At 36.9% G+C, this 12,966-nt stretch carries 13 protein-coding genes; 6 read left to right on the plus strand and 7 right to left on the minus strand.

Annotated elements, in window-relative coordinates; genetic code table 11:
* Positions 1-229 precede the first annotated feature (229 nt).
* Together AC6EI0_RS10555 and AC6EI0_RS10560 are read left to right on the plus strand one after the other, a co-directional pair.
* Positions 230-1,759 (plus strand): carboxypeptidase M32, encoded by a 1,530-nt coding sequence (locus AC6EI0_RS10555; protein WP_498522455.1) that lies wholly within the window; start codon positions 230-232, stop codon positions 1,757-1,759.
* 112 nt (positions 1,760-1,871) lie between these two features.
* Positions 1,872-2,459, plus strand: coding sequence for an inorganic diphosphatase (locus tag AC6EI0_RS10560; RefSeq protein ID WP_498522456.1), 588 nt, complete (start codon positions 1,872-1,874; stop codon positions 2,457-2,459).
* A gap of 13 nt (positions 2,460-2,472) precedes the next feature.
* Here the strand turns inward: AC6EI0_RS10560 and hemC are convergent, their stop codons facing one another.
* Together hemC and rpoD are read right to left on the minus strand one after the other, a co-directional pair.
* Positions 2,473-3,420: a hydroxymethylbilane synthase gene (gene hemC / locus AC6EI0_RS10565; protein ID WP_498522457.1), complete on the minus strand. Its 948-nt coding sequence runs from the start codon at positions 3,418-3,420 to the stop codon at positions 2,473-2,475.
* Positions 3,421-3,580: 160 nt separating this feature from the next.
* The gene (gene rpoD / locus AC6EI0_RS10570; protein ID WP_498522458.1) at positions 3,581-4,849 is read right to left on the minus strand and encodes an RNA polymerase sigma factor RpoD; all 1,269 of its coding nucleotides are present in this window, start codon (positions 4,847-4,849) and stop codon (positions 3,581-3,583) included.
* Positions 4,850-5,260: 411 nt separating this feature from the next.
* Here rpoD and priA point away from each other — a divergent pair, with 411 nt between their 5' ends.
* Positions 5,261-7,504 (plus strand): replication restart helicase PriA, encoded by a 2,244-nt coding sequence (gene priA, locus AC6EI0_RS10575; protein WP_498522459.1) that lies wholly within the window; start codon positions 5,261-5,263, stop codon positions 7,502-7,504.
* 13 nt (positions 7,505-7,517) lie between these two features.
* Here the strand turns inward: priA and AC6EI0_RS10580 are convergent, their stop codons facing one another.
* From AC6EI0_RS10580 to AC6EI0_RS10590, 3 genes are read right to left on the minus strand one after another with little or no spacing between them, the layout of a single operon-like run.
* Positions 7,518-8,609, minus strand: coding sequence for a DUF3153 domain-containing protein (locus tag AC6EI0_RS10580; RefSeq protein ID WP_498522460.1), 1,092 nt, complete (start codon positions 8,607-8,609; stop codon positions 7,518-7,520).
* Positions 8,610-9,524, minus strand: coding sequence for an acetylglutamate kinase (argB, locus tag AC6EI0_RS10585; protein WP_498522461.1), 915 nt, complete (start codon positions 9,522-9,524; stop codon positions 8,610-8,612).
* Entirely contained in the window at positions 9,517-10,080 is a 564-nt protein-coding gene (locus AC6EI0_RS10590) for a DUF2854 domain-containing protein (RefSeq protein WP_498522462.1), read from the minus strand. Before AC6EI0_RS10590 ends, argB begins: the two co-directional genes overlap by 8 nt.
* Positions 10,081-10,133: 53 nt before the next feature.
* Between AC6EI0_RS10590 and AC6EI0_RS10595 the strand changes: the two genes are divergently transcribed.
* Positions 10,134-10,325, plus strand: coding sequence for a DUF8666 family protein (locus AC6EI0_RS10595; RefSeq protein WP_498462345.1), 192 nt, complete (start codon positions 10,134-10,136; stop codon positions 10,323-10,325).
* A 4-nt stretch (positions 10,326-10,329) separates the two neighbouring features.
* On the opposite strand, the gene AC6EI0_RS10600 is transcribed toward AC6EI0_RS10595, so the two are convergent.
* The gene (locus tag AC6EI0_RS10600) at positions 10,330-10,764 is read right to left on the minus strand and encodes a single-stranded DNA-binding protein (protein ID WP_498522463.1); all 435 of its coding nucleotides are present in this window, start codon (positions 10,762-10,764) and stop codon (positions 10,330-10,332) included.
* Between the two features lie 30 nt (positions 10,765-10,794).
* Between AC6EI0_RS10600 and AC6EI0_RS10605 the strand changes: the two genes are divergently transcribed.
* Positions 10,795-11,607, plus strand: coding sequence for a precorrin-6A/cobalt-precorrin-6A reductase (locus tag AC6EI0_RS10605; RefSeq protein WP_498522464.1), 813 nt, complete (start codon positions 10,795-10,797; stop codon positions 11,605-11,607).
* A 16-nt stretch (positions 11,608-11,623) separates the two neighbouring features.
* Positions 11,624-11,947, plus strand: a complete 324-nt coding sequence (gene cutA, locus AC6EI0_RS10610; RefSeq protein ID WP_498522465.1) for a divalent-cation tolerance protein CutA — start codon at positions 11,624-11,626, stop codon at positions 11,945-11,947.
* A gap of 11 nt (positions 11,948-11,958) precedes the next feature.
* On the opposite strand, the gene AC6EI0_RS10615 is transcribed toward cutA, so the two are convergent.
* Entirely contained in the window at positions 11,959-12,966 is a 1,008-nt protein-coding gene (locus AC6EI0_RS10615) for an adenosine kinase (RefSeq protein ID WP_498522466.1), read from the minus strand.

Below are 12,966 nucleotides of genomic sequence, written 5' to 3' on the forward strand. Positions count from 1 at the left end.
TAAACTGTCTAACCAAACTATATTAAATATTAACAGGTTTGTTCTTTTTCTATTAAGTATAAAGTATTTTGAATTCGAGCTGATAAAAAAAAGATATATTGTTTTTCTTCAAATCATGAATAAATAATTTAAATCAGAAATTATGATTTAAATTATTTTAAATTGACCAAATACGAATCTGTTTTCATCAATTTGATATTAAGATTAAATAAATATCAAATGGAATACTTTGTCAAAGTCTGCTTGGCAGCTTTTGGGTGATTACCTAAAAGATACGCAGTTATTGGGATCTATACAAAACACTCTCTATTGGGATCAAAATACATCTATGCCTATTGCTGGCTCGACCTGGAGAGGAGAGCAATTAAGTCTTTTGGCTAAGCAACTTCATGCAAGACAAAGTTCTGAACAGTTCGAACTTTTAATAAAAGAAGCAAAATTCGAACTTCAAAATTTAAAAGAAAAAGACGATTTTGATTCACAACAAATTACAGATCGGTTTAGAAATATTGAGTTGCTTGAGCAAGATTTCAATAGACAAAAAAGTTTGGATCCGAAGTTGGTTGTTGAGCTTGCAACAGCAAAGGCTGAGGGTTATATGTTTTGGCAGGAAGCCAAGAAAAATAATGATTTCAAAAGCTTTTCACCAGCTCTCAAGAAATTAATTTCATTACGAACAGAACAATCCAATCAGCTCAGTGAAGAAAGAAGTTGCTGGGAGACACTTGCCCAACCTTTTGAACCGAACTTAACGATTAATCGTGTAAGCGAACTATTTGAACCTTTAAAAAAAAGATTACCAGAATTGATTCAGAAGGCTGCGACAATAACAAGTAAAAAGAGTAAGAAATGGGATTTAGCAATTAGCGATCAAGAAAAGCTCTGTCAGATACTCTTAAATGATTGGTCTAGGGATCCTTCTAATACAGCTATAGCCAAGTCTCCTCATCCATTCTCTATAACTTTGGGCCCGGATGATTATCGAATTACGACGCGAATAGTTAAAGGTCAGCCACTTTCTTGCTTATTGGCTACCGCACATGAGTGGGGACATTCTCTGTATGAACAAGGGTTACCATCGCAAAGTCACCAATGGTTTGCATGGCCGTTAGGTCAAGCAACCTCTATGGGTGTTCATGAGAGTCAATCTTTATTTTGGGAAAATAGAATTGCTAGGAGCTTTTCATTTGCAAAGTCTTTTTGGCATCATTTTGAGAATGCAGGTGCTCCAATTCACTCTGGGAATGATTTATGGATCAATCTAAATCCATTTACTCCAGGGTTGAATCGAGTAGAGGCCGATGAGCTTAGTTATGGGTTGCACATAATGATTAGGACTGACTTGGAAATTGATCTTCTCGAGAGAGGGCTTTCTGTAGAAGACCTGCCCAATGAATGGAATAAAAGGTATAGGAACCTTTTAGGTGTTTCGCCTGAAAATGATACTGAGGGATGCTTGCAAGATGTTCACTGGAGTGAAGGGATGTTTGGTTATTTCCCTTCTTATTTGCTGGGTCATCTTATTAGCGCTCAGCTAACAAAAACCCTGGAGGAAGATTTAGGAAAAATTGAAAATATAATTGCATCTAAGCAAATCAGTAAAATATTGGATTGGCTTCGCAGAAATGTTTATCATCATGGGAGAAGTTTGGATTCCGAGGAACTTGTAGAAAAGGTCTCAGGAACGACATTATCGCCAAATTATTTTCTTGAATACTTAGACAATAAACTTGAAAAGCTTTCTAAAATCTCTGAATAAAATAAAAATTTAGTTGTGCATATTTTTTTGTTGAAACTTTTCTAAATTATGTGCCACAACCACATTTAAATTAACTTCTTTGATTTACGATATAGGAACATAAATAAATACTATGGCTAACCTTGACCAGGCACCTAGCAGATCAATGCCTAATCTGCTTCATGTATTACCTGCGTTTGCCAATGAATCTGAACTTAGAGTTAATACAATTATTGAATTAAATTCAAATACCATAAATAAATACGAACTTATTACTGAAACTGGGCATTTAAAGCTTGATAGAGTTGGATATTCGTCCCTAGCATATCCTTTTGCTTATGGATGTCTCCCAAGGACATGGGATGAAGATGGTGATCCATTAGATATTGAAATTGTTGGTGTTACTGAACCGTTGATCCCAGGTTCAATTGTTGAGGCAAGGATAATAGGAATTATGACCTTTGATGATGGGGGTGAAGTTGACGACAAAGTAATTGGTGTAATAGCTGATGACAAGAGGATGGATCACATAAAAAGCTTTGAACAATTAGGGAAGCATTGGATCAAAGAAACAACTTATTATTGGGAGCATTATAAGGATCTTAAAAAACCAGGAACTTGTACTGTAAATGGTTTCTTTGATGTTGAAAAAGCAGTTCAGATTATTAAATCCTGCGAGGAGCGTTACTTATCTGAAATTGATCCTAAATTAATTAATTAAATTTTTCAATGATTTAGGCCCGTGCAGATTTGAATATTTCTTCTAATATCTCTCCAGCACCACGCCCTTTTAATTCATTAGCTAATTCTATTCCGATTTCCTCCGCAGAGCTTTTCGACCCTTTTTTTATATCTCTAATTAATCTTTTTCCATCTAAGCTTGCAACCATACCCTCAAGAGTTAATTCATTGTTGTTGATTTCAGTTCTTACGCCTATTGGAACTTGACATCCTCCTTCAAGTTCTCTGAGGAACGACCTTTCTGCTAAACATCTTTTAGATGTTGATTCGTGCTCAAGTGTTTTTAAAATATCTAGCACCTCTTGTTGACCATTTACACATTCAATGCCAAGAGCTCCTTGACCCACAGCATGAAGTGAAATATCTGTTGGTATTAACTGATGTATTCGATTAGCAAAACCAAGTCTTTGTAATCCAGCAGCAGCCAAGATTAGGCAGTCATATTCTCCTGAGTCAAGCTTCTCTAATCGTGTAATAACATTTCCTCGTACATCTTTGAAAACAAGACTTGGATAATGGTATCGCAATTGAGCAAGTCTTCTTAAGGAGCTAGTCCCTACCACAGATCCTTCTGGCAGAGTTTCTAGTTTGTAAATTTGATTTTTTTCATTAACGACTAACGCATCCGAAGGATCCTCCCTTTCTGTTATGCAGCCAAGAATTAATCCCTCTGGAAGGTTGGTAGGTAAATCTTTCAGTGAGTGGACTGCAATATCGGCACGACCAACAAGCATTTGAGCTTCAAGTTCTTTTGTGAACAGACCTTTATCTCCTATTTTTGCTAAGGCTACATCAAGTATTTTGTCACCCTGCGTAGCCATTGCTTCTATAGTAATAGTGAGATCAGGATGGGCCTTTTGGAGTTCATCTCGTACCCAGTTCGTCTGAACCATGGCCAGCTGGCTTCGGCGAGAGGCGATGCGCAGTTGGTCTAGTGTCATTAGCAAATATTTTCTATTTCTTTACCTTAAGCAGTCAACCTTACCAAATTAAAATTCTTGGAAAATAATTTAATAAGGTTAATGTGAAATGAGATTTACCATCTAGCAAGTCCCAGGCTTAGTAATCGCTGAGTAAAGTAAAGTTTGTGATTTTATTGTTTTAGTTTAGCTTGATATATTCTTTTAGTACCCCGTTTCTATTTGGATGACGGAGTTTTCTGAGAGCCTTAGCCTCTATTTGTCTTATCCTCTCTCTAGTTACATCAAAAATCTGTCCAATTTCTTCAAGGGTTTTCATTCTCCCATCATCTAAGCCATAACGAAGTCTTAGAACATCTCTTTCTCTAGGACTTAATGTAGCAAGAACACCCTCCAAATCCTCTCTTAGCAGGGTTTTTGCTACATCTTGTTCAGGATTTTCTATATCCGCTTCAATAAAATCACCAAGTCTAGAATCTTCTTCTTTCCCAATAGGAGTCTCTAAAGAAATGGGTAGTTGGGCACTTTTGGCAATAAATCTAAGTTTCTCAATTGTCATTTCCATGCTTTCCGCGATTTCTTCTTCGGTTGGTTTCCTTCCAAACTCTTGACTTAAAACTTTAGTGGTTTTTTTGATACGCGAAATTGTTTCATATAAATGCACAGGCAAACGAATTGTTCTGCTTTGATCTGCAATTGCTCTGGTGATAGCCTGTCTGATCCACCAGGTAGCGTAAGTTGAAAATTTATATCCTTTCTCATGGTCAAATTTCTCAGCTGCACGAATGAGACCAAGACTTCCTTCTTGGATAAGATCTTGAAAAGATAATCCTCTATTCATATATTTTTTTGCAATCGAAACTACTAATCGTAGGTTCGATTGCACCATTTTTTCTTTTGCTCGTCTACCAAGCATTAATCGCCGTCGAAAGCGAGTTAATGGCATCTCTGCAAGAGCTGCCCATTCTTTTACTGATGGGAAATGTCCATTCTCACTTTCAAATTGCGCGGCTTCTTCCTCTAATTGAAGAAGATCAGCTATCTTTCTTGCTAACTCGATTTCTTCGTCTGGCCTGAGAAGTCTTATACGACCAATTTCTTGTAAATAAACCCTAATCGAGTCTTCTGTGTAAACACCCTTTGGACCAATTTTGATACTTGCTAAAGCTTTGGCTGCTGCTTCTTGAGCACTAGATAGAACTGAGGCATTATCGTCATCATCATCATCATCTAGTTCGATATCTGCTTCAGGTACTTTATTTGCTTCAGCAATTAATTTATCCGCCTCTAGATCTAAATCAATTTTTAGATCATTCGAAGATTCTTGAGGAAGAGTTTGAGTTTCTTTAGTCACGTTTAATTTAGCAGCTGTTTTTTTAATTTTTTTGGAATTGTTGTTACTTTCCTGATTAAGAGAAATATTTTTAGATGTCTTTTTTTCCTTTAACATGGTTTTCCGGATGTTTTTGTGGTCTTTTGCAGAGCTCAGGTTATTACCCGAAAAATGGTGGAATCTCCTAGAGATGATATTTCAGGAAAAACTATTTAATTTTTAAAAATTCAACAAAAACACTCTAATTTGAGAATGTCCTCAATCGTGACAAATCTTGCGAAAAATCACATGACATCAATTTGGACTTGGAAATTATGAAGGATGTTTGTTGAGGAATGAAAATGTATAAGCAAGGATGTCAGGGGATTTCTCAGACCGGCTTATCTAAGAATTGGATTTTTCCTATTCTTGACAAAGCTTCTAGTCTTCCCTCTGGGTGGAATTTTGCAAGTTCCACAACAGCTTTAAAGCTGTTCACAATCCAATGGTAGAAAAAATTTCTGAAGTCGGCAAGTATTAAATAATGATATGAATCCTTTTATATTTGATATTTGGTTGCATGTAGGTCGTGAAGGACGATGTTTCTCTTATCTGGATGGAAATAATTTAGGAATTGATGTGGGCGATGTCGTAACAGTGCGTCTGAAAGGGCAACGCATGCAAGGGCTGGTAGTTAATAAGATGGAAAAAAATATAACTAATTCAAAAGGAAACTCTGAAAATATTTCATTCAATAATGTGGAAACATTAGTTCAAAAAGCAGCTATCAAAAAAGAATGGAGAGAGTGGTTAGAGGAAATTGCTCGTGAATTGTATGTAAGTGATTTCCAGATGCTTAAGACCGCGTTACCTCCTGGTTGGTTGGGAAGGTCAAAACTATCGAATAGACCTAAAAAACTTTGGTGGGTGAAATTGGCGAGCAAGAATCATCAGGGAAAGATATCTCCTAGACAGGTTGAGTTAAAGAAAATTTTACTTACAAATGGAGGAGGGAAATGGCAAAAAGATTTAGAGGCTGAAGGGTTTTCTTCTTTATTGATTAGAAAATTTGTTTCGGCTGGTTGCGGAGAAAGAGAAAAACGTCTGTTTCTCTCAAATACTTTTGCTGATGAAGAATCTAATGAAAAGATGAAGGTGAACATTGAGGAACCTCAACTTCTAACATTAGAACAAAAATCAGCAAAAGAAAAATATGAGTCTCTTCCAAATGGATCAGTTCTTTTGCTTTGGGGTGTCACTGGATCTGGGAAGACAGAAGTATACCTACAAACTGTAGCTCTTGAGTTGTCTGAAAGTAGACATTGTCTTGTTCTCACGCCTGAAATTGGTTTGGTGCCACAATTGGTTGATCGCTTTCGAAAAAGATTTGGATTAAATGTTTTTGAGTATCATAGTAATTGTTCTAATAGAGAGAAAATTCATGCATGGAAGAGATCTTTGCAGACTACAAAACCAAGTGTATTTATAGGTACTCGCTCAGCTGTCTTTTTACCATTATCGAACTTAGGATTGATCGTGCTTGATGAAGAACATGATAGCTCTTATAAGCAACAATCTCCTATGCCTTGCTACCATGCAAGAGAGTTGGCAATTCATCGGGCAAAAAGAATTGGAGCTAAAGTAATACTTGGAACTGCAACTCCTTCACTAAATGTTTGGAAAAATATAAAACCCAATGGCAATGTGGTTGTTGCGAAATTAAGCCAACGGATTTTGAATCGTAAAGCTCCAACTGTCAATATTGTTGATATGCGGGAGGAATTAGCTATTGGAAATCGAAGTTTGATTAGTAGATATTTAAAACAACAGCTTTTGATGATAAAAGAGAGCGGCAATCAAGCTATCATTCTAGTCCCTAGACGCGGATATAGTAGTTTTTTAAGTTGCCGTAGTTGTGGAGAGGTTGTTCAATGTCCTCATTGTGATGTTGCGCTAACTGTACATCGTTCGAAAGATGGGATTGAATGGCTACGTTGTCATTGGTGTGACTTTCGTTCGAGCATTAGTGATAAATGTGGAGAATGTGGCTCAAATGCTTTTAAACCGTTTGGTACCGGGACACAAAGAGTTATGGATCATCTAGAAAGAGAACTTGAGGGTATAAGTCTACTAAGGTTTGATAGGGATACAACTAGAGGCCGTGATGGCCATAGATTGTTGTTAGAAAGATTCGCTAATGGTGACGCCGATATCTTGGTTGGCACTCAGATGTTGTCTAAGGGTATGGATTTACCAAAAGTAACTCTAGCCGTCGTCCTGGCGGCAGATGGTTTATTGCATCGCCCTGATTTAATGGCTACTGAAGAAACTCTTCAACTTTTTATGCAATTGGCTGGTCGTGCTGGACGTGGTGAGAAGCCTGGGAAGGTTGTAGTGCAAACTTATTGTCCTGAACATCCTGTTATTCGTCATTTAATTGACGGAAGGTACGAAGAATTCTTGAAGAAAGAAGAAAAGATCAGAAGAGAAGCTGCGATGGTTCCATACAGTCGGGCCTGCTTGTTAAGGTTCTCTGGCGAATCTTCAGAGTTGACATCACAGGGAGCATTTCATGTCTTATCAAAAATCAATCATGCTTGTAGTCAAAAAGGTTGGAAATTGGTCGGTCCAGCACCTTCACTGGTTGAGAGAGTTGCAGGTAAAAGCCGTTGGCAACTTCTTTTGTACGGTCCTCAATCAAGTCAGATCCCACTTGCCTATGGACCTGAATTATGGAAAGATTTACCAAAAGGAGTGAATCTTTCTATTGATCCTGATCCAGTACAATTATGAGTTTTTATCTTGATTAAGGTGGTAGTTCCGGGAAGCCGAACCCCATTTGGAGGCGGAATCTTTGAAGGGATAAGCTCAGCAAAGTTAAAGCAATTATCAAGATAATCCCAATTGAAATTTGGTTCCATTCCCAATTTGAAATTTCAAGTTGGTTAATCTCACCAATCTCAAGAGGTAAGAATGCTGAGCCTTCTTTAAAGCTGGTTTCAAGAGGTTTGGTCCTGAAATTATTTTTATTACCAACGTCGTTAATGATTATGTTTATTTTTAATCCAGGGATTTTTGGGATTTCTTTTAAATCAAGATAAATTTTAAAATTTTGACTTGTGCCAATTAACCAGTTTTTGTTGTTTGTAATTATTTCAGGTTTATTTATATTGAACCCGCTAGTTTTCGCGGCTACTGAAGCTATTTGTTGAAGTAATTTATTTGCTTCTTCAAAACGAATAGTTGGTGATTCAAAATGCTGTGTTCCCTCCTTGGTCTGGAGTCTTAAAATGCTATTCTTTTTTGTAAGATTATTTTCAAATTCCATCTGCCATGGAATTAATTTACCAGAGTTGCTATCTATATCAAGTGAAAACTTGAGTCGATCAGGACCAGTAATACTCAAGTTGGTTGACATGTTTACGCAACCACTAAGAAAAAAAGTTAATAATAAAATAATTAATAAAGCTGTTATTGAAAATCCAAAGTCCAAACTTTTCGTTGTACCAGTTGGAGGATGGTAAATTCTCTCTTTCTTCTTTTTCGCTCTTTTAAATGACGATTTTAGAGATGGCTCCATCTCTATCTTTGGTATTTCTACAGACCAGTTTGAAGGCCTTGGTAATTGTGGAGCTTCGAGTATTGATAAAAGCTGTTTGGCTTGTTGACGGACACTTTCTTTTTTATTATGAATTAATGTTTGGCAAACATTGATCGCTTTTTGTTCATCACCTTTGCCCATGTAGGCAGTAACTATAATTAGTCTAAGCTGTCCTCCTATTGCTGTCTCTGCTTTGCATTCTAGGAGTAGAGGGTTAACTATTTTTATACAAAAACCATAGTCACCTTTATCGAGGGCCGCTTCAGCAGCTTTTATAACTGAAGCTATATCTGGCATTTAACCTCTACCCGTAACCATTGTTCCAATACCTGCATCAGTGAAAAGTTCTAATAGAAGTGCGTGAGGAGTTCTTCCGTCAATGATATGAGCAGCCTTTACCCCTTGGGCAAGAGAACGAATACAACATTCAACTTTTGGTTTCATACCTGCTTTTACTATCCCTCTATCAATTAATTCTCTGGCTTCCGATAGACGTATCTTTTCTATTAAGGAAGAAGGATCATTTTCATTCATTAAGATGCCAGGAGTATCTGTTAGAAGGATTAATTTTTCTGCACCAAGTGCTGCCGCAAGCTCTCCAGAAACAGTATCAGCATTGATATTGTGTGATCTACCATCAGAAGAGTTGGCAACACTAGAAATGACTGGGATGTAACCTTCTTGAAGAAGAGGGCTTAGTATCTTTATATTTACTTTCGCAACTTCTCCCACATGACCATGACTTCCATCTCCAAGCGTTCTTGCCTCAACAAGTCCACCATCTATTCCACATAGCCCAACAGCTAAGCTTCCGTGATTGTTGATTCCGCCTACTATCTGCTTATTTACTCTTCCAGCAAGAACCATTTCTACTACATCCATAGTCTTGGTATCAGTAATTCGCAAACCATCATGGAAAACTGGCATTATTCCTAATTTTTCCAACCAATGGTTTATTTCTGGCCCTCCCCCGTGAATGACTACTATTTGTACGCCAACAGATGAAAGAAGAGCTAGATCTCTAAAAACTGCATTTTGAAGAGTTTTGTCTGTCATTGCTGAGCCACCATATTTGACTACGATCCTTTTATTTTCAAAACGCTGAATATAAGGAAGCGCCTCGCTTAAGACAGAGACTCTTATTGAATCCTTGTCCGAAAAAGTTTTATTGGAATTCTTACTGGATTTAGCTTGTTGCTCTTCTTTATTCATTTTCTTGTGGATTTTCTTCTTGTTTTTGCGGAAGTAGGGTTAAATCTAATTCACCGGGTGTGGGGCAAAATAGTTCAGCGCGCATACCTTTAGCAAAGAATCTTCCTAAACGCTCTTTTTGAGCATTCCATCTTTCTAAAGATACGCCAGCCATTTCAAATCTCATTCGTATTCCATAATTACCATCTTTAACCAATTCTTCTACTTCTTTAAGCTGGGGAGGAGTGTCTATATCCCAAAGCTTTAATACTCTTAGAGATGCTTCAAGCTGGCAAGATTGACCATAGCGCCATCTGGTCACATCTTTAACTAGTTTTCCTAGTTCTTCAGGAGCTTTATCTCTCTCTGATGCAAACTTAGATGCAGGAACTACTCTTAGGGCAGGGGGAACTTCCGTGGTTTTCAATGATATACCTATCAGGAATATAGGTACTCCATAAAAGAAAGTTGGTACACTGAGATTTGTTGCATCAGTGAAATAGGCTGTTAGTCCTATTAGAGAAAGGGATGCTCCTCCTATGGTGATGAGGCTTGCCGGTGAAAGAAGTTTATTCATGAGTGTAATTTTGGCTAAAATCTGGGGCAGATGGGTTTTCAGGAGACAGTCTCATGGCCTCACACCAAAAACAATTTTCTGAATTAACTGAACTTGTTGAGAAATTAAACAAGGATAGAGCGTGGATCCTTGAACAATTAGATAGAGGTACCTGGCCTGAATTTAGACCTGATCTGGCTGCTTTGGAGAGAGAATTAGGTCAGCTTTTAACTAGGGCTACAGAATACATTGAAGAAAATTGTTGATTTTTCAGAATGGAATGTCATCAGTATCTGGTACTAATGGCGAACTGTCCCATTTAATCCCTTCGTTATTTAAAGAATTTGCGGAATCGCTTTTTAGGTTCTGTTGAGTTTTAGAAGGTGCTGAAATATTTGGACTAGAAGAAAAAGGGTGAATTCTTGAAAGAGTAAACTCAGCTCGCTTCTCTTTAGTTCCATCAGGTCGAGGAACAGTATTCATTCTTAGGCGTCCTTCGATTACTAATCTAGAATTGACTTGAACTGTATTTTGAAGTTCTTCTGCTAATTTTCCCCAGCCAACTACTTTTAGTGCGCAGGCAGGGTCGTCAGCACGGAGACTGTCAAATTCAACTTCTAATTCAGCTAGCGGAGTTTTGTTGTCTTGGGTAAAACGAACTGTTGGGGCTTTTTTTACCAGGACCTCAAGCATGCAATGGTTCATTTTTTTTTCCTTTAGCTATTGTGGTTTATCTTGATTGATACAAGGGAAAAATGCCAGCCTCATCTTTGGTTGTTAACAGGAACAGTCGAAGGTCATATTTTTGCTAAGTCTTTATTGAAAGAAGGCTGGAAAATTACTGTGAGCGTTGTTTCAGATAGAGCCTCAATTCCCTATGAAAAATTAAACTTAGAGGAAATATTGGTTGGGGCCTTGACTACTGAGCAAGAGATCCAGGATGTCATATTAAAGGCAAGAGTTAATCACAATGGATTTGATTGTGTCATTGATCTGACTCATCCGTTCGCTATAAACATTACAGGGGCAATCTCAAAAGTTTGTAGGAAACTAGGTCAACCTTTCATAAGGTATGAAAGGGCTATTGATAATATTTCAAATGCATTTTTAATAAAAAAATTTACTGATTTGGGAAATTATGAACTAACTAATAAATCTATTTTGCTCGCTTTAGGTGTAAGACATCTCAAAGAAGCACTAACTATTGTAAGGAATTCAGGAGCTGAAGTTTATGCAAGAGTTTTAGCTAATCCAGAAAGTATAAAAATGACTTTGTCTTCATCAATTCCAGAAGAAAATTTTGCGGTATTAAACCCTTTAGTTTCTAGTGATGGGAAAATTGAAAAAGCACTTATTAGGAAATGGAATATTGATGGAGTCGTTTGCAGGCAATCAGGAGGGAAAAATGAAATCTTATGGCACCAAATTTGCTCAAGTATGAGTATTAATCTTTGGCTATTGGAAAGACCTTTTAAATTTAAATATATTAATTCAATAGATAGTTATGAAAAATTAATTAAAAGATTAAAATCTATTAATATGGAGTAATAAGAATTTAGAGATTATGTCTTTATCTGATTTTAATCAAAAACTTTATTTAATTATAACTACTGAGGTAGATAAAAAAAATGCGACTAAAATAGCTAATTTACTCTTGAGCGAGAAATTAATACCTTGTGTGAGTTTTAAAAATATCGAATCACATTTTTGGTGGGAAGGTGATATTGTTCAGGCAAAAGAGGTGCAATTATTGATTAAGTGTAGAGAGGAAAATGTAAATAAAGTTATTGGTAAGATCTCTGATTGTCACAGTTACGATGTGCCAGAAATAATTTATTTCCCTGTTTCAGCCAATAATAAATTCCATAATTGGATAAATTCTATTTGAGTTTTAAATGTTTATTTTTCCAAATTTGAACTGACCAATTGTAAAAGATCAGTATTTGATCGAGATCCTAATTGTGTAACTATGTGTCCTGCACAAATAGATCCAATTTTTGCAGATATTTCTGGATCTAGACCATCTGCAAGCCCTTTCAAGAATCCTCCAGCATAAAGATCTCCTGCACCTGTGGTATCAATAGCTTTACCAAAAATGAAAGAATCTATATTTCTTTCCTTGCCATTTGAAATTAGAATTGATCCTTTTTCCCCAATTGTGATTGCCGCAAGGTCACATTTGTTTTTCAATTTCTCAATGGCTGCATTTAAAGAAGATGTTTTATATAAAGTTGTTATTTCATCTTCGTTGGCAAATAAAATATCGACATAGTCTGCTACTAGTTTTACAAAACTTTCGCGGTGTCTAATCACACAAAATGAATCAGAGAGGGATAAGGCAACCTTTCGACCTGAATTTTTAGCTATTTCTGCAGCTTTGATAAATGCCCTTTTGGCGGCTGAGTTGTCCCAAAGGTACCCCTCTAAATATAGTATTTTTGCCTTCTTGACCGCTGAGAGATCCAGATCATTAGGTTCTAATAAAACTGATGCGCCTAAATAGGTGCACATCGTTCTCTGAGCATCGGGAGTGATAAAAATAATGCACCTTGCAGTAGACGGACCAATGGATGATGTGGGTGTTTTGAAAATGGTCCCAGTTTTTGATATCTCTTCCGTAAAGATTTCTCCTAGGTTGTCATTTCTGACCCTCCCAATGAAGGCTGCCCTCCCCCCTAATTCGGCTATGCATGCCAATGAATTTGCCACAGAGCCTCCTGATCTCTGAATTCTATTAGTAGTAATTTCATAAAGTTCTTTAGCTTTATTTTCATCAATCAATGTCATTGACCCTTTTTTGAGAGACAGTCTTTCAAGGAGAGAATCGTCTGTAGTTGTTAATACGTCTACAATTGCATTGCCAATGCCTACTATGTCTAGAGAGGGATTATTTGTCTTATTGGTCAT

It is taken from the genome of Prochlorococcus sp. G5PB11 (assembly GCF_059772425.1).